The 16,242-nt window shown below is 66.0% G+C and carries 18 protein-coding genes and 1 pseudogene; 7 read left to right on the forward strand and 12 right to left on the reverse strand.

Going from position 1 to position 16,242, the window contains the following annotated elements; genetic code table 11:
* Positions 1-47: 47 nt before the first annotated feature.
* The 4 genes from ACWF82_RS09005 to ACWF82_RS09020 form a co-directional block, all read right to left on the reverse strand.
* On the reverse strand, positions 48-1,844 hold the full coding sequence (locus ACWF82_RS09005) for an AMP-dependent synthetase/ligase (RefSeq protein ID WP_452499492.1): 1,797 nt from the start codon (positions 1,842-1,844) through the stop codon (positions 48-50).
* A 92-nt stretch (positions 1,845-1,936) separates the two neighbouring features.
* Positions 1,937-2,890: an alpha/beta hydrolase fold domain-containing protein gene (locus ACWF82_RS09010; protein ID WP_452499494.1), complete on the reverse strand. Its 954-nt coding sequence runs from the start codon at positions 2,888-2,890 to the stop codon at positions 1,937-1,939.
* Between the two features lie 24 nt (positions 2,891-2,914).
* Entirely contained in the window at positions 2,915-3,748 is an 834-nt protein-coding gene (locus tag ACWF82_RS09015) for an SDR family NAD(P)-dependent oxidoreductase (protein WP_189026441.1), read from the reverse strand.
* Entirely contained in the window at positions 3,745-5,286 is a 1,542-nt protein-coding gene (locus ACWF82_RS09020) for a flavin-containing monooxygenase (protein ID WP_452499496.1), read from the reverse strand. Before ACWF82_RS09020 ends, ACWF82_RS09015 begins: the two co-directional genes overlap by 4 nt.
* Positions 5,287-5,354: 68 nt before the next feature.
* Here ACWF82_RS09020 and ACWF82_RS09025 point away from each other — a divergent pair, with 68 nt between their 5' ends.
* Entirely contained in the window at positions 5,355-5,990 is a 636-nt protein-coding gene (locus tag ACWF82_RS09025; RefSeq protein WP_379303843.1) for a TetR/AcrR family transcriptional regulator, read from the forward strand.
* Between the two features lie 3 nt (positions 5,991-5,993).
* Here the strand turns inward: ACWF82_RS09025 and ACWF82_RS09030 are convergent, their stop codons facing one another.
* The 5 genes and pseudogenes from ACWF82_RS09030 to tnpA all read right to left on the reverse strand — a co-directional run.
* Positions 5,994-6,482, reverse strand: a complete 489-nt coding sequence (locus ACWF82_RS09030) for a hypothetical protein (protein ID WP_452499499.1) — start codon at positions 6,480-6,482, stop codon at positions 5,994-5,996.
* Positions 6,483-6,520: 38 nt separating this feature from the next.
* Complete coding sequence (locus ACWF82_RS09035) at positions 6,521-7,201, reverse strand: hypothetical protein (RefSeq protein WP_452499501.1); 681 nt, start codon at positions 7,199-7,201, stop codon at positions 6,521-6,523.
* A gap of 65 nt (positions 7,202-7,266) precedes the next feature.
* A complete protein-coding gene (locus ACWF82_RS09040; RefSeq protein ID WP_452499503.1) occupies positions 7,267-8,376 on the reverse strand; it encodes a hypothetical protein in 1,110 nt (369 codons plus the stop codon).
* A gap of 150 nt (positions 8,377-8,526) precedes the next feature.
* Entirely contained in the window at positions 8,527-9,111 is a 585-nt protein-coding gene (locus tag ACWF82_RS09045) for a helix-turn-helix domain-containing protein (RefSeq protein ID WP_452499505.1), read from the reverse strand.
* 101 nt (positions 9,112-9,212) lie between these two features.
* Positions 9,213-9,527, reverse strand: a pseudogene (gene tnpA, locus ACWF82_RS09050) (IS200/IS605 family transposase); the annotation flags it as partial.
* A 43-nt stretch (positions 9,528-9,570) separates the two neighbouring features.
* Between tnpA and ACWF82_RS09055 the strand changes: the two are divergent.
* The 3 genes from ACWF82_RS09055 (at position 9,571) to ACWF82_RS09065 (ending at position 12,227) form a co-directional block, all read left to right on the forward strand.
* A complete protein-coding gene (locus ACWF82_RS09055; protein WP_452499507.1) occupies positions 9,571-10,719 on the forward strand; it encodes an RNA-guided endonuclease InsQ/TnpB family protein in 1,149 nt (382 codons plus the stop codon).
* Between the two features lie 94 nt (positions 10,720-10,813).
* Positions 10,814-11,863 carry an NAD(P)/FAD-dependent oxidoreductase gene (locus ACWF82_RS09060; RefSeq protein WP_452499509.1) on the forward strand — a complete coding sequence of 350 codons (1,050 nt, stop codon included), beginning with the start codon at positions 10,814-10,816 and terminating at the stop codon, positions 11,861-11,863.
* Between the two features lie 91 nt (positions 11,864-11,954).
* Positions 11,955-12,227 carry a hypothetical protein gene (locus ACWF82_RS09065; protein WP_452499511.1) on the forward strand — a complete coding sequence of 91 codons (273 nt, stop codon included), beginning with the start codon at positions 11,955-11,957 and terminating at the stop codon, positions 12,225-12,227.
* A gap of 105 nt (positions 12,228-12,332) precedes the next feature.
* Here the strand turns inward: ACWF82_RS09065 and ACWF82_RS09070 are convergent, their stop codons facing one another.
* Positions 12,333-12,887, reverse strand: coding sequence for a TetR/AcrR family transcriptional regulator (locus ACWF82_RS09070; protein WP_452499513.1), 555 nt, complete (start codon positions 12,885-12,887; stop codon positions 12,333-12,335).
* An 84-nt stretch (positions 12,888-12,971) separates the two neighbouring features.
* Between ACWF82_RS09070 and ACWF82_RS09075 the strand changes: the two genes are divergently transcribed.
* Entirely contained in the window at positions 12,972-13,586 is a 615-nt protein-coding gene (locus ACWF82_RS09075; protein WP_452499515.1) for a hypothetical protein, read from the forward strand.
* 4 nt (positions 13,587-13,590) lie between these two features.
* Here ACWF82_RS09075 and ACWF82_RS09080 read toward each other — a convergent pair whose 3' ends face one another.
* Together ACWF82_RS09080 and ACWF82_RS09085 are read right to left on the reverse strand one after the other, a co-directional pair.
* The gene (locus ACWF82_RS09080; protein WP_452499517.1) at positions 13,591-13,968 is read right to left on the reverse strand and encodes an ADP-ribosylation/crystallin J1; all 378 of its coding nucleotides are present in this window, start codon (positions 13,966-13,968) and stop codon (positions 13,591-13,593) included.
* 57 nt (positions 13,969-14,025) lie between these two features.
* Positions 14,026-14,886, reverse strand: coding sequence for a helix-turn-helix transcriptional regulator (locus ACWF82_RS09085; protein ID WP_452499519.1), 861 nt, complete (start codon positions 14,884-14,886; stop codon positions 14,026-14,028).
* Positions 14,887-15,036: 150 nt separating this feature from the next.
* Here ACWF82_RS09085 and ACWF82_RS09090 point away from each other — a divergent pair, with 150 nt between their 5' ends.
* Together ACWF82_RS09090 and ACWF82_RS09095 are read left to right on the forward strand one after the other, a co-directional pair.
* Complete coding sequence (locus ACWF82_RS09090; protein WP_452499520.1) at positions 15,037-15,453, forward strand: DUF6463 family protein; 417 nt, start codon at positions 15,037-15,039, stop codon at positions 15,451-15,453.
* A gap of 70 nt (positions 15,454-15,523) precedes the next feature.
* The gene (locus ACWF82_RS09095; RefSeq protein WP_452499522.1) at positions 15,524-16,240 is read left to right on the forward strand and encodes an SDR family oxidoreductase; all 717 of its coding nucleotides are present in this window, start codon (positions 15,524-15,526) and stop codon (positions 16,238-16,240) included.
* Positions 16,241-16,242: the final 2 nt, after the last annotated feature.

The following is a 16,242-nucleotide window of genomic DNA, read 5'->3' on the forward strand; positions in this document are numbered from 1 at the left end:
GTCGCCCTGGCAGGCAACCGGCCGTTTCGGCGGTACGAACTACCCGATCACGAGTAGATCTTGTCGACCTCGCCCGCGTACTGCTTCATGACGACGGCGCGCTTGAGCGACATCTTCGGGGTGAGCTCGCCACCCTCCTGGGTCCAGTCGACCGGGAGGATGCGGATCTTCTTGATCGCCTCGGCCTTGGAGACCTTCTTGTTGGTCTCGTCGACCGCGGCCTGCACCTCGGCGACCAGCGCCGGGTTCTCGATCAGCGACTCGATCGCGGTGTCGGCGGCGACGCCGTTGCGGTCCTTCCAGCCCGGCAGCGCCTCCGGGTCGAGGGTGATCAGCGCGCCGATGAACGGCTGCCCGTCACCGACGACCATGACCTGGCTGATCAGCGGGTGCGCGCGCAGGGAGTCCTCGAGCACGGCGGGGGAGACGTTCTTGCCGCCCGCGGTGACCAGGATTTCCTTCTTGCGGCCGGTGATGGTGACGAAGCCGTCGGCGTCGATGGCGCCGAGGTCGCCGGTCTTGAACCAGCCGTCCTCGAACGCTTCCTCGGTGGCCTCGGCGTTGCCCCAGTAGCCGTTGAACACGACCGAACCCTTGAGCAGCAGCTCGCCGTCCTCGGCGATCTTGGCCGCGTGGCCCTGGATCGGGCGACCGACCGAGCCGACCCGGATGAACTGCGGAGTGTTGACGGTGAACGCGGCGGTGGTCTCGGTCAGGCCGTAGCCCTCGTAGATCGTGACGCCCGCGCCACGGAAGAAGTGGCCGAGGCGAGCGCCCAGCGGGCCGCCACCGGAGACCGCGGCCAGGCACTGCCCGCCGAGGGCCGCGCGCAGCTTGCTGTAGACCAGCTTGTCGAAGACGAAGTGCTTGAGCTTGAGCAGCAGGTCGGGGCCGCCCTTGGTCTCGAGCGCGGTGCTGTAGGCGATGGCGGTCTCGGCCGCGGCGTCGAAGATCTTGCCCTTGCCGCCGTCGTGCGCCTTCTGCTTGGCGGAGTTGAACACCTTCTCGAACACGCGCGGCACCGAGAGGATGAAGTCCGGCTTGAACTCACCGAACTGCTCGACCAGCGTCGTCCAGTCCGAGCTGTGGCGGACGGTCACCTTGGAATCGAAGGCGATCAGCGCGACCGCGCGGGCGAAGACGTGCGCCAGCGGCAGGAACAGCAGGGTCTTCTGGCCCTCGGAGACGAAGGCGGACAGCTCGATGCCGCCCGAACGCGACTCCGCCCACAGGTTCGCGTGGGTCAGCTGCACGCCCTTGGGGCGGCCGGTGGTGCCCGAGGTGTAGATCAGGGTGGCCGGGGAGGCCGCGCCGACCTGCTTGCGGCGGGCGTGCACGACCTCGTCGTCGAGATCGGCGCCGCGCTTGGTCAGCTCGTCGACCGCGCCCTTGTCGATCTGCAGGGTCTCGGCCAGCGCGGGCAGCGAACCGGCTTCGATCTCGTCGATCGTGGCGCGGTGCTTGTCGTTCTCGACGACCAGCAGCTTGGTCTCGGAGTCCTGCAGAATCCACTTGGCCTGCTCGGCGGCCGAGCTGTCGTAGATCGCGACGGTCACGCCACCGGCGGCCCAGATCGCGAAGTCCAGCAGCGACCACTCGTAGCGGGTGGCTGCCATGATGGCGACGCGGTCGCCCAGTTCGATGCCCGCGGCGATCAGGCCCTTGGCGACGCCGGTGACGGCCTTCTCGAACTGTGCCGCCGTCACGTCGTTCCAGCCGCCGCTGCCGTTCGGGACGTTGAACAACACCGTGTTCGGCGTCTCCTTGCCGAAGCGGAAGACGTTGTCGGAATTGTTCGCATCGTCCGGGATGGTGTAGGAAGCCGGAACTTCGAACTCTCGCATCTGTGCCCTTCCAGTGGGTTCTACTCGCCAGTAATCTACGACACGTTCGCGCGGGCCGCGATATCGCCGCCCGAATTGCCCGTCACCAGGCTTTATCGTAAATCGTCGATCGATACCGGCTGAATTGCTTCTCGCAGGAATTCTGCGAGTTCGCTGAGTGCCAGCGCTGCCTCGGTGACCAGCGCGGCCTGCAGTTGCGCGACATGCCAGAGGCCGCGGGTTTCGGTGAAGCGGACGTGCACACCCGCCCCACGCAGGGCTGAAACGAGCTGGCAGCACTGATCGTGTAACAGTTCGCTCACATCGGCCTGCACGTAGGTGGGAGGCAGGCCGAGCAGGTTTCCGGTGAGCGGGGCGTAGCCCGCGTCGGTTGCGGCGCCGTCGCCGAGGTAGTAGGCGGCACACGCTTGCGACCACGCCCGGTTGATCACCAGGTCGCGGGCTTTGGCGGGCACCTGGGTCGGGTCGACCCAGGGTGCGATGAGGCCGAGGGCGGCGGGCGTCATCTCGTGCTGTTCGATCAGCCGCTGGGCCAGCGCCAGCGCGAGGCCGCCGCCCGCCGAGTCACCGGCCAGGCAGATCTGGTCGGGCCGGTAACCGACGTTGTGCACCAGATCCAGGAACGCGGCCTCGGCGTCGTCGAGGCCGGCCGGGAGCGGGTGTTCGGGCGCGAGCCGGTAGTCCAGCGCGTAGACCGCGCACGAGGTCTCCTGCGCCAGGTGCGCCACCAGCGAGCGGTGCGTGGTCAGCGAGCCGACCACGTAACCGCCGCCGTGCAGGTACAGGATCGCGCCGGCGGCACGCTCCGGCGGGACCGCCCGGGTACGCGAACCCGGGATCGCTGTCTCCGCGATGACCCGCTCGGCCGGGCGGCCCCCCAGCTGCAGGTGCTGCACGACGGAACCGTCGGGCACCAGCTGCAGCAGGGAGACCGCGTCGAGCAGAGCGCGCTGCACCGCCACCGGCAGCCGCGCGTTGAGCGTGACCCGGAAGACCGGGTCGAGCAACACGCGGGCGATCGGCAGCGGAATCTTGAACTCGCGCATGGCGTTACCTGAATTCCGCTCGGCTCAGTGCGGCATGAAGCGGCCGTTGACCACGGCCGAGATCCGGTTGTAGCCCGAAGCGAGGAAGCGCACGCTCACGTCCAGCATCTTGGCCTCCCAGCCGATCAGCACGCGGGCGTGACCCTTGCGCACGCCCTCGGTGATGGTCTGCGCGGCCATCTCCGGGGTGTGGATCGCCAGGTACTTGTCGAACAGCGAGGCGGCCTCGGCGCCGTCCATGCCCTCGGCGTAGGTGGCGTTGCGCGCGACGGCGGTCTTGATGCCGCCGGGGTGCACACAGGTGACCTTGACCGGCGCCTTGGAGATCCGCATCTCCTGGTACAGCGCCTCGGTGAAGCCGCGGACCGCGAACTTGGCCGAGTTGTAGGCCGCCTGGCCGGGCACGGTGACCAGGCCGAACAGCGAGGACACGTTGATCACGTGGCCGTCGCCGGACTCGATCAGCATCGGCAGGAACGCCTTGGTGCCGTTGACGACGCCCCAGAAGTCGACATCCATGATGCGTTCGATGTCTTTGAACTCGGTCTTGATGACATCACCGTGGTAGGCGATACCGGCGTTGTTGTAGATCTGGTGCACGACGCCGAAGTGCGCCTTCACCGAATCGGCGTAGACCAGGAAGGACTCGCGCTCGGCGACGTTGAGCCGGTCGGACTTGACCTGCGCGCCCAGTCCCTCGACGATGCGCACGGTCTCGGCGAGGCCCTCGGCGTCGATGTCGGACAGCGCCAGCTTGGCGCCGCGCCGGGCCAGGTTCTCGGCCAGCGCGCGGCCGATGCCGGACCCGGCACCCGTGATCACACAGACTTTGTTCGTGAAGTAAGCATCATTGCTCACTGTGCTGCCACCACTTTCAGTTCGGTGTCGGAGTCGGTCGAAGCAGTCGTGTCGTAGGCCGCGACGTCGAAATTCTTGGTCAGCCTACGGAACTGGAAGGTGAAATCGGGCCACAGTGTGGTGTTGTTGCCGTGCTTGTCCAGGTACCAGCTGGCGCAGCCGCCGTTCATCCAGACGCTGTCGGCCATCTTCGCCTGCAGTTCGGTGTTGTACGCGCGCACGGCCTCGGGACGGACCTCGACGGTGCGCAGGTTCTGCCTATCGATGGTAGCCAGCGCGTCGGCGACGTAGTTGATCTGCGATTCGATCATGAACACCATCGAGGTGTGGCCGAGGCCGACGTTCGGGCCGAGCAGGAAGAACATGTTCGGGAAGTTCTCGATGGTCGAGCCCTTGTAACCGCGCTGGCCGACCTCGTCGAACTGCTCGGACAGCGTCTGCCCGGCGCGGCCGGTGATGGTCTCGAAGGCCGGGGAGTCGGTGACGTGGAAGCCGGTGGCCACGATCAGCGCGTCGATCTCGCGCTCGGTGCCGTCCTTGGTGACGATCGAGCCCGCCTTGACCTCGGCGATGCCGTCGGTGACCACCTCGACGTTGTCGCGGTCGATCGCCGGGTAGTACTCGTTGGAGATCAGCATGCGCTTGCAGCCGATCCGGTAGTTCGGGGTGACCTTGGCGCGCTTGACCGGGTCGCGGACCTCGGCCAGCAGCTTGCCGCGCGAGATCGTCTCGAAGATCTTCATCAGCGCGGGGTACTTGGCCAGGCCGACGACCTGGGTCTCGCGGGCGGCGTAGATGGCCGCGCGGGACAGTCGCTGCACGCCCGGAATGTACTTGAACGCCAGGCGTTCCGGCAGCAGGTACGGGCGATCCATGCGCGGCAGCAGCCACGGCGCGGTGCGCTGGTACAGATCGAGGTGGGCGACCTTGCCCGCGATGGCGGGCACGATCTGGATGGCCGAGGCGCCGGTGCCGATCACGGCGACGCGCTTGCCCGCGAGCTCGACGTCGTGGTCCCAGCGGGCCGAGTGGAAGATCTCGCCCTCGAACTCGTTGATGCCCTTGATGTCGGGCAGCGACGGCTCGCACAGGGCGCCGACCGCGGAGACCACGGTCTCGGCGGTGAAGTCGCCCTTGCTGGTGGTGATGTCCCAGCGGGCCGTCTCGGCGTTCCAGCGCATGCCGAGGACGTCACAGTCGAACAGGTGCTTGTCGAGCACGTTGTTCTTCTCCGCGACGCCGCGGATGTAGGCCTGGATCTCGCCCTGCTTGGAGAACGAGCGCGACCAGTCGGGGTTCAGCGCGAACGAGTACGAGTACAGGTGCGATGGCACGTCGCAGGCGGCACCGGGGTAGGTGTTGTCCCGCCAGGTGCCGCCGACATCGCTGCCGCGCTCGAGGACGAGGAAATCATCGCGGCCCTGCTGATGCAGCCGGATGGCCATACCGAGGCCCGCGAACCCGCTGCCGACGATGATCGTCTTGACGTGGCGGGCGGCGCGGTTGGCGACGACTTTGTCTGTAACCTTGCGACTCATGTAAGGCAGACTACGTCCCTATTGAGCCGGAGTCAACAGCTATTGAGCTGAGTTCAGTAGTGGCTAGGATGGTCGATGTGAGTATCAGGAGTTCGGGAGCGACCAAGCGTGTGCGGCTCAGCCCCGAGGAACGTCGGCTACAGCTGATCACCCTCGGCGCCGAGATGCTGGCCGAGCGGTCGCTCGAGGACATCTCGGTCGACGACATCGCCAAGCAGGCGGGCATCTCGCGCGGGCTGCTGTTCCACTACTTCGCCTCCAAGCAGGAGTTCCACGAGGCGATCGCGCGGTATGTGATCGAGGAGTTCTACACCGCGATCGCGCCGAATCGCGAACTGTCCTTGTTCGACATGCTCCGCGACTCCATCGAGCGCTTCGTCGACTACGTCACCGAACGCTCGGCGTCCTACCGCTCCGTCCTGCGCGGACCGGCGAGCGTCACCCCCGAAATGTCGGGCTACGTCGACAGCACCCGCTCCATCATCGCCGACCTCATCGTCAGCGAGCTCCCGCTGCCCCCGGCCGACCCGGACCTGGCCCGCCTCACCCTGGCCATCCGAGGCTGGATCGCCTTCGTCGAGGAAACCATCCTCACGTGGATGATCGAAAAGCCGGTCACCCGAGAACAATTGGTCGACCTGCTGGTGGAATCGCTTCCCGCACTGGCCCTGAGCCCCGCCCTGATCGCGGCACTGCAGAGCTGAGTCCTATTGCCCGCGAAACTCGAGGTGGACGATGCGGAGTTCGGGGGTGCGCTCGTCGACGACGACTGCACGAATCATCGAATCGCCTTCCTTCGATACGAACATATCTTGGGCCTCCTTGACGCGAGGCGAAGTCGACAGTGGCGGCCCTGCAATTGTCTCATCGTTGTAAACCGGGAGGCCTTCGTCGAACGGTGCGGAAAATTTCGACTCGCTCAGCATCCAGACCAAGCCCTCGGGTGAGACCTCCACGGCCAGTTTGTAATTCGGATCGCGGTGATAGTCATCCTTGCTCAGCAGAACGTTCGCATCAGGCGGTAGCTGCCAGTCGCCGAAATCCAGGGCCGCTTGCGTCAAGGCGGGGCCTTGTGGTGCTTCTGTCTCGTCGACCGTGGCTCGCTGTCCGGGCTCAGCACATCCGGATGCGGCGGCAGCCGCTGCGATCATGGCCGCAAAGAACCCGGTACGGATCGTTTTCGCGCGAGGTGTCATCTTCGTCTTTCCGTGAGGCCGGGTGTGTCCTGCGGCATTTACCTGCTGGGCGGAAGGTTCAGATTTCCTTCCTGCGGCAGATCGCCTTCAAACGTATATATCCATGACGAGCCGAATTGGTTGAATTCCTTGGCGAGTCCAGCTGTGTGGAGTGAACCGAGCTGTGCGTCGGTGACCGTAACTCCGTGAACTGTGGTGCTCTTGTCCCCATCCCAATTATATCTATCGAACATATGCACCATATATTCCATTGATATGCGTGGCTGAGTGCCGCTTGATGGTGAGATGGTGGCAACTCCGGTCGCGGATACCTCTACTGCGGCCATGCCGAGGAACCAGTCCAGACTCTCTTCCTGCGGGATCGCATAGCCCACCCACTCCGAGCTGAACTCGACGGGTTTGTTGTGGTTATCTGCGTTTCTGGCAAGTTTTGTGATCGCAATCGTGACCACTTTGTCCACATGTTCTTTCACGCTGGCAACATCCTGCATGACCACAGTAGGGTCGATCCACATGTCATCGCCGGAGTTGCCGAGGTAATGGCGCATCCCCCGAGCTGCATTGTGTAGCCCAGCAAAATCGGCGACTAACTGTGCGTCCCACGCGAACCGGAAGTACATGAGATCGTCGAAGCGACTGAGGATCCGTTGTGAGCCGTGCACTCCGGCTCCAGGATCTGTGGTTGGTGGTGGCGGCATCGGGGGGATCTGTGGTGCCATCGGAGTCCTTTGTCTCGTGAGCTATCGCTTCTTATCGAGGCGTCCGATCGCCACAGTCGGCGATCTCAGGCGCGATTGTCGACACCCTCCTCCCACCACACCGTGTTCCCGATGCCGAACTTCCTCGAACCAGGGTCTGTCTCCACCTTGTCCGGAACTTCGAAGTCGCTGGCGTTGTAGACCGGCGCGGCGCGTCCGGGTGAATAGTCCACGGCTGTAGACACCTTGTCGATGATGGCCGTGATCGCGTTCCTGCGAGTGTCGGCGGCCACCTTCAACTCTTCTGCGCCCGTGGTGATCTGGGTCTTCAGACCAGCAGGCATCGGGTGGTCCACCTGGCCGGCCCAGGCGCCGAGCGGGAACGATGCTTCGTTGTAGGCGATGCTGCTCAGAGTCCTGCTGGTCAGGTCCATCGCCTGGTTGTAGACGAGCCGCTCGAGGCATATGCCTCCGTTCTCGACGATCTTCGACGTGCTTTCCGAGTCGGTGCTTCGACTGTTCATCGTTTGCCCGAGGGTGCTGGATGTGGTGGTGAACGACGTCGCAGCTTCGCCCGACCAGTCCGAGCTCAGCCAGTTGGATCCGTTGATGACGTTCTGCGCGGCGACATAATCGTTGGTGCCCAGCATGGCGATTCGCCTGCCGATGGTCTCGATCGATTCCCAATCGGCGAGCAGCGGGGTGAGGTATTCCTCGGTCGGTTTGATGCCTATCGCGACACTCAGTGGCTCGTCGTAGGGAGACAGTTGCGAGATGGTCGAGGTCACTAGCTGTTTCAAGGTGTACTGGTCATCGGTAACTTCCGGGAGGCAGGGCAGTTGGAGGCCGCCGAATCGGGTGGGTCCGGTCGTGCCGGAATTTCCGCCGGTGGAGTCTGTCGTCGCGGCCAGCTCGGTCGCGGTTCCGGCGTCGGTGGATTGGTATGAGGTCGCCGCTGTCGACAGGTTCGTGCCGAGGGTGTCCATCGTGGTGGTGTCGGACTGCAGAGCCGCTGCGTGTGCGGACCGGAACTTCTCGAGGGGCGTCGCGAGGTTCGCAATGAGTCCCGACGCGCCCACGGGCAAGGTGATCGCGGAGTTGAATCGGGCGGCGTTCGATGATGCGTTCGCAGCTATGTCCTGCAGGTCGAGCTGGAATCCCTGGAGTCGGGATACGTCAACAGCCAACTCGTTCACAGTGCCTCCGAGGCGTCTCGGCCGGTGCCGCGGCACAGGTGGCCGCAGATTTCCGGCCCGCAGAGGCGGGACTGAATTACATTGTATCGCAATGACACCGGTCCACCCCCCCATGGATCTACTCGGGGTGATACTAACCCACAGAGTGGGTCAGTCGGAGTTCTTGGGGCGGGCGCGGAAGTGGGCTCGTTCGCCCTGTTTGCCGAAGAGGCTGAGGAATTCGACGGGGTGGTCGTCGGCGGCACCGAACCAGTGCGGGATGTGGGTGTCGAATTCGGCGGCTTCGCCGGGGGTGAGGACGATGTCGTTGTCGCCGAGGATCAGGCGCAGGCGGCCGTTGAGGACGTAGAGCCATTCGTAGCCCTCGTGGACTTGGGGTTCGTCCGGGCGGTTGCGGGCGTTGGGGGCGATGATCATCTTGAACGCTTGGATGCCGCCCGCGCGCTTGGTCAGCGGTAGCATCGTCATGCCGTGGCGGGTGATCGCGCGCATGTGGATGCGCGGGTCGCCGGTAGGCGGGGCGTCGACGAGTTCGTCGAGGGTGACGCCGTGTGCTTTGGCCAGGGGGAGCAGTAGTTCCAGGGTGGGCTTGCGCTCGCCGGACTCCAGCCGGGACAGCGTGCTCACCGAGATGCCGGTCTCCGCCGACAGGTCGGCCAGCGTGGTTCGGCGCAGTTTGCGCAGCTCGCGCAGTCGGGGGCCGACCGATTCCAGGGTCTTCTCGAGGTCGTCCATGAATCCCAGCTTGCCATATCGGCAAGAAAGGTTGCCGCGGCGTCGAGGGGTGATGCACGGTATTCGCGAAGGAGGTAGAGATGACCGGAAGGCGTAGGGTGCTAACCCGGTCCTTCAGGGCCGGGTTGGCACATCGATTTCGACCTTCCCGGGGCACGAGGGGAGCGTTGCTGCTGCTCGATGTATTGCCGGACGATCGCGATCGGCGCGCCGCCGCCGGATGCGGCGAAATAGCTGGGAGACCACAGATGCCCGTTCATGCTGTGCTGGTTCACCCAGTACCGGCACTGGTCACGCAATCGGCGAGCCGACACTCTTTTGAGGCTGGTCACCAGTCTGGGTACCGCGACCTTGGGCGGGCACTCGATCAGCAGGTGCACGTGGTCGCGTTCGCCGTCGAATCCGACCAGCCTGTAATCGTCACTGGAAACCGTAGACCAATATGGAACACTCTATCTTGTGCAGCTTCGGTACAACTTTCGCGTCTACCCGACGCCCGGCCAGCGGGTTGCGCTGGCGAAGGCGTTCGGGTGCGCGCGGGTGGTGTACAACGACGCGCTGCGAGCGAGGCAGGAAGCGCATGCGGCAGGGCTCCCGTTTATCAAGGACTCGGCTCTGCAAACGATGGTGATCACCCGGGCGAAGGAGACTCCCGAACGGGCGTGGCTGGCCGAGGTGTCGTCGGTGGTTTTGGTGCAGGCCCTCGGCGACCTGCACAGTGCTTACCGCAACTTCTTCGCCTCGGTCACCGGGAAACGCAAGGGCCCGAAGGTCGCCGCGCCCCGGTTTCGGTCCCGCAAGGACAATCGGCAGTCGATCCGGTTGACCCGAAACGGGTTCTCGTTGCGGCCGAATCGGAAGCTGTATGTCGCGAAGATCGGCGAGTTGAAGGTGTCCTGGTCGCGGGAGGTGCCTTCGGACCCGTCGAGCGTGACGGTCGTGAAGGACGCGGCCGGCCGGTACTTCGCGTCATTCGTGGTCGGGATCGAGTCGCAGGCGTTGCCGCGGGTGGATTCCGAGGTCGGCATCGACCTGGGATTGTCGACGTTCGCGGTGCTGTCGAACGGCACAATGATCGACAGTCCGAGGTTTCTGCGTCGCGCCGAACGCAAACTCCGCATGGCGCAACAGTTGTTGTCACGCAAAGAGAAAGGCTCCGCCAACCGGGCGAAGGCCCGGTCGAAGGTCGCGAGGGCTCACGCCCGGGTGGCCGACACTCGCCGGGATTGGGCGCACAAACAGTCCACGACGGTCATCCGCGACAACCAAGCGGTGTACGTCGAGGACCTGTGTGTCAAGGGTTTAGCGCGTACCCGGTTGGCGAAGTCAGTCCACGACGCCGGATGGGGCATGTTCACCCGCATGCTCGAGGAGAAGGCCGCCCGGTACGGGCGCACGTTCAGCAAGGTGGATCGGTGGTTCCCGTCAACCCGTATGTGCTCGGTGTGCGGCGTCATCGGGGAGCGCAAGCCGCTGCACGTCCGGGAATGGATGTGCGGCTGCGGCGCGGTCCACGACCGCGACCTGAACGCTGCTGTCAACATACTCGCGGCGGGACGCGCCGAGAGTCTAAATGCCTGCGGAGGGACCGTAAGTCTTTCCGCCTAGCGGGAAGCGAGTCCCTGTGAAACAGGAACCCACCGAAGAACCGCAAGGTTCAGGAGGAATCCTTGCCGTTCACGGCCGGGAGGAAGTCAAAGAGTTGAACGACACCTACGACGTGGTGGTCCTCGGTGGCGGCGCGGCCGGGCTGAACGGGGCGCTCATGCTGGCCCGCTCACGGCGCTCGGTCGCCGTGATCGACGGCGGATCGCCGCGCAACGCACCGGCAGATGGTGTGCACGGTTTGCTGGCGCGGGAAGGGATGCCGCCGCTGGAACTGCTCGAGCGGGGTCGCGCCGAGGTGCGCGGTTACGGCGGGCATGTGGTGTCCGGGCAGGTGGTCGCGGTCGAGCGGGTCCGGGATGTCACCGAATCCGCTGCGGGCGTTGGTGATTCGGTGCCGTTGGGGGATGCGGCTGCTGGGGCGGGGAGCCCGGCCGGTCCGGAATCCGAGTTCCGGGTGACACTGGCCGACGGACGCGTGGTGGCGGCGCGCCGGATTCTCGTCGCGACCGGCCTCGCCGACGAACTGCCCGAGGTCGCGGGCCTGCGCGAACGCTGGGGCAACGAGGTCCTGCACTGCCCCTACTGCCACGGCTGGGAAGTGCGTGACCAGCGCATCGGCATCCTGGCGACCGGCCCGATGTCGGTGCACCAGGCCCTGCTGTTCACCCAGCTGAGCGACGACATCGTGTTCCTGACCCATACGGCAGCCACACTGAGCGCCGAGGACGCGGAAAAGCTTGCCGCACGCGGCATTCGGATCGTCGACGGCGAGGTCGTCGAAGTACTGGCGACCGACAAGCTCACCGGCGTCTGCCTGGCCGACGGCACGGTGCTCGACCGCGACGCCCTCGTCGTGGCCCCGCGCGTGAACACCCGCGCCACCTTCCTCACCGACCTCGGCCTGACCCCGCAACCGCACCCGTCCGGCACGGGCGACCACATCCCCGCCGACCCGGTCGGCCGCACCGAGGTCCCCGGCGTCTGGATCGCCGGCAACGCCACCGACCCGTCGGCCCAGGTCGGCGCGGCCGCGGCGGCGGGAGCCATGGCAGGCGCGCAGATCAACGCAGAACTCGTCATGGCTGATACCGAGCGCGCGGTCGCCGCACTCCGGACCGTCCAAGGCGTCGGCGTCTCCGCCTGACCATGTCCTCGGCGTCCGTTCGCTGGGCGCCGAGGACACCCGGCATGCGAGGCTGGGGTTCGAAAGGGCGAACTGGCTGAGGAGGGCACTCATGCAGGATGGACGGCCGTTTCGAGAGCTCGCTGTAGTCGCCATGCACCTGAACGGTGGATTCACCAAGGTTTTTCTCGAGCGGACACACGGCGAGTTCGGTACTGCTTGGGACATCCCCACCGAAATCATTCCCGTTCACCTTCGAGCCATCGGAAGCCGGATGCTCCTCGTCGGTCGATTCCAAGTTCCTGAGGCCGGCGATTCCGGCGAAGACATCAGGCGAGCCCTGCGGCATCCAGAGGTCCTGGAAGTCGACGCCAGATCAAGATGATCTGTACATCCGGCGTGCTGTTCGACATCGATCTGGATCTGTCCCGGGCGGCGGATCCGAAGAGTTCTGTGTCGGCCGGTCCGCGCCGGTGAATCCTGGTCCTGCTCAGCGTGTTCGGGCCAGGGCTTCATCAATCGCGGTGGTCAGTAGGGTGTGGGCGGCTTCCGCTGGGATCTGGCCGAGAGTGACGTGCAATGCCAGGCCGTCGAGGAGGGCCAGCAAGGTGTTGGCCGCGGTCGCCGGGTCCGGGTGGTCGGGCAGCATGCCCGCGATGTGGTCGCGGAAGGCTCGGCCGTTGGTGGCCATGGTTTCGGCGATCTGGGGGCGGACGGAGGCGAAGGCCAGGTAGCCGATGAGGGTGCGGGAGTCGGCGGCCGAGTCGGGGTCGGTGGGGAGCAACGCGGTCAGGATGTGGTGCAGGTCGGGATCGGGGCCCGCGGCGGAGATGCGGGTGGCGATCCGGTCGGCGATGGTGCTCGCCGCGAACTCCATCATCGCGTCCTTGCTGGGGAAATAGTGCTGCACCTGGCCGGGGGAGACGCCGGCTTCGGCGGCGACGTGGCGCAGGCTGATCGCCTCGAGGCCGTCGCGCGCGAGTAGTCGCATCACGGCGTCGCTGATCGTCGCCCGGCGTGAGCTGTGGTCCACCCGTTTCGGCATCGGCCCATCTTTTCACGATGCAGTTGTATTGCTATAACTGCGTCCTCCTCTTTACAATGCAGTTGTATTGCAAAGGAGGGCATCATGCGCCCGATCATGCGGCTCGGACGCCGTTTCGTCCGGCTCGAAATCGACATCTGGGTGAGCCTGGCCAGGGCCGTCGCCCGCAGACCCGACACCGCGGACGGCACACCGATTCGCTACGCAGGCGCCGTCTCGGCCATCATCTGGGCATTCATCGTGGTGAGCGCGGTGGAGATCCCCGCGGTGCACCTGCTCATCCCGTGGCCACCGGTGCGGTTCGCCGCGCTGGCACTGGGCATCTGGGGATTGTTCTGGATGCTCGGCATGCTCGCCGCGCACCACATGTACCCGCACGTCCTCACCCCGGACCGGCTCCGCGTCCGCTACCTGCGCCGCACCGCACTGGACATCCCGCTCGCCGCCGTCCGCAACGTGCGCAACGATCTGCGCGCCTACGACGGCTCGAAGTCGTTGCAGCTCAACGGAAATGACACCCTCGCCCTCTCGGTCGGCAGCTCCACGAATGTCCGGGTGGACCTGGCCGAGCCACAAACCTTCACCACCCCGCAGGGCGAGTACACGGTGCGTGCGGTCGCCTTCTGGGCCGACGATCCGCGCGCGGCGGTCGCGGCGATCCGGGCGGCGGCGCCGAATGAACGCACCGGCGCCGCCTGACCCGTCAGATGCCGGGAACCGGTGCGTCGTCCGGGAAGCGGCGCACGACCTCGATCGTGCCGACGATGTGGCGGTTGAACTCGGCGAGATCCGCTGCGGGAATCCAATATTCGAGAATGTCGCGACCACCGGCCTGCTGCACGTCGTAGTAGTCCAAGTAGTCGGTGCGCACGTCGAAACGTGTCACGTAGCCCGCGCCGGATGCGGGGACGTTCCAGTCGCGGGCGATCAGTACCGCGTAGGCCTCGTTCAGTACCGGGTAGAAGATCGGCTGGTCGGGCAGGCGTGGTGGCCAAGCGCGCCATCCTGATTCGGCGACCAGCGCCAGCTCGTTGGGGCCCGTCGGCCGCCACAGGGTCGTGGTGCGCGGTGCGGTGATCATCGGTCCTCCCTTTCGAGGAAGGCACCGTAACCAAGTGGGATGCGTTGGGTCCAGTGGTTATTCCGGTGGCGCCGCGAAGGTTTCGAGGCCGGTGACGCGGAGCAGGTCGAGGGCGGTCGCGGTGGGGGTGTTCGGGGGCGCGGAGTAGATGATGACGGTCTGGTCGGTGTCGGGAACGTGCATGGCGTCGCAGTCGAGGGTGAGAATGCCCAGGTGTGGATGGTTGATGGTTTTGGTGAGGCTGTGCATCACGCTGGAGCGGCCCGCCTGCCAGAGTTGTTCGAATTCGGCGCTGCCGGTGCGTAGTTCGGCGAGCAGCCGGGTCAGGCCGGGGTCGTCGGGGTAGGTGGCTTTGACCGCGCGTAGGCAGCCGACGCAGGCGGCGGCATTGCTGTCGGCCTCCTCGGGTGTCATGACGACGCGACCCATGCCGGTGCCGAGGAAGCGCTGCCACATGATGTTGCGCTGGGCAGGCGGGATCGCGGAGAAATCGCCGAGCAGCGCCGCCGACAGGGGATTCCAGGCGAGGATGTCGGACTTGGCGGAGAGTACGAGCACCGGCAGGTCGGCCAGCCGATCCAGCAGCCGCTGCACGCTCGGCCGGATGACCAGCGGAATCCGCCCGGCCTGCGGCGGTTCTGACCCGGCGAGCCGATAGACCAGATCGCGGTCGACATCGGTGAGCCGCAGCGCCCTTGTCAACGCGCCGAGCACCTGATCGGACGGCTTCGGCCCGCGTCCCTGCTCCAAGCGCACGATGTAGTCGACACTCACTCCGGCCAGGCCCGCCACCTCCTCGCGCCGCAACCCGGGCACCTGCCTGTGCGATCCGGCGGGCAGGCCGGCATCGGCGGGGGTGAGCCGGGATCGCGCGCCGCGCAGGATCGTCGCCAATTCCGCTCTGTCCACGTTTCTCATGGTGCCGCAGATCCTCTGGCGCGGGGTGGTACCGCGAATCCCATCCGTGCGGCCTGTGTCGCAGACCATGCCGCTGGAACTATACGAATCCGTATAAATGGCCGGTATGCTGCGTCGTATACGCTTCCGTATAGATGTGAGGGGTTCGTGATGGAGCGACAGAGCGTGAATCGGATGATCAAGTGGGCGGGGATGGTGCTCGCGATCATCGGCGGCGGACACCTCGCCATCGGACTGCTGCTCAGCTCGTCCTCCTTCGACGAATGGCTGTCCTTCGAGCTGTGGGGCCACTGGTGGGAAGACACCCCGGCGGCCAACAGCTTCTGGGCCAACCCCGCCGGATTCGGCTGGCCGCTGCTGCTCGTCGGCTCGCTCATCGTGTGGATGGACCGGCGCGGCATCGTTCCGCCCGAATTCCTCGCGTGGGCGGTGCTCGGCTGGGGTGTGGTGTGCGCCGTCATCGTCGAACCGACGCCGGGGCCGGTGGTGGTGATCGCCGCGGTTGTGCTGCTGCGCGGCATCCGCGTCGCCGGTGCGCAAGCCGGGACGCAGGTCCTGGTCCCGTAGGCCCTGGTATCGCCTGTCCTATGCCTAGCCTGCCCTGGAACGCGGCCCGCTGGAGCGCGAATCTGGGTGCATGACAAAGACGATCGCCCTGGTCACCGGGGCCAACAAGGGACTGGGCCGGGAAACGGTCCGCAGGCTGGCCGGGTCGGGCTGGCAGGTGTATCTGGCCGCGCGCGACACCGCTCGGGGCGAGGCGGCGGCGGCCGAATTCACCGCGGCCGGGCTCGACGTCCGGTTCGTCGCACTGGACGTGACCTCCGACGAGTCGGTCGCCGCCGCCGCGGACACGGTGAAAGCCGAGTCGGGCCGCCTCGATGTACTGATCAACAATGCGGGCATCGGCGGCCCGCGCACCGCACCGGGCGACACCAGGCCCGACGACCTGCGCGAGGTGTTCGAGACCAATGTCTTCGGCCCGATCCGGGTGACCAACGCGTTCCTGCCGCTGCTGCGCCTGTCCGAGCATCCGCGGATCGTGATGGTCTCCAGCGGAGTCGGCTCGATCGCCACCGTCACCGACCCGAAATGGGCAGGTCTGCTGCCAGCGGCTCTCGGCTACCCGAGCACCAAGGCGGCGCTGAACATGCTGACCGTCATGTACGCGACTGAACTCGACGGCATGTCGGTCAACGCGGTCGATCCCGGCTACACCGCGACGGACCTCAACGAGCACAGTGGGTTCCAGACCGTCACCGAGGGCACCGATGCCATCGTGGCCATGGCGACGGTCGACCGCCACGGCCCGAGCGGCGGCTTCTTCGACCGCGTGGGCGCCACGTCGTGGTGAAA

Source organism: Nocardia sp. NPDC055053 (genome assembly GCF_053608285.1).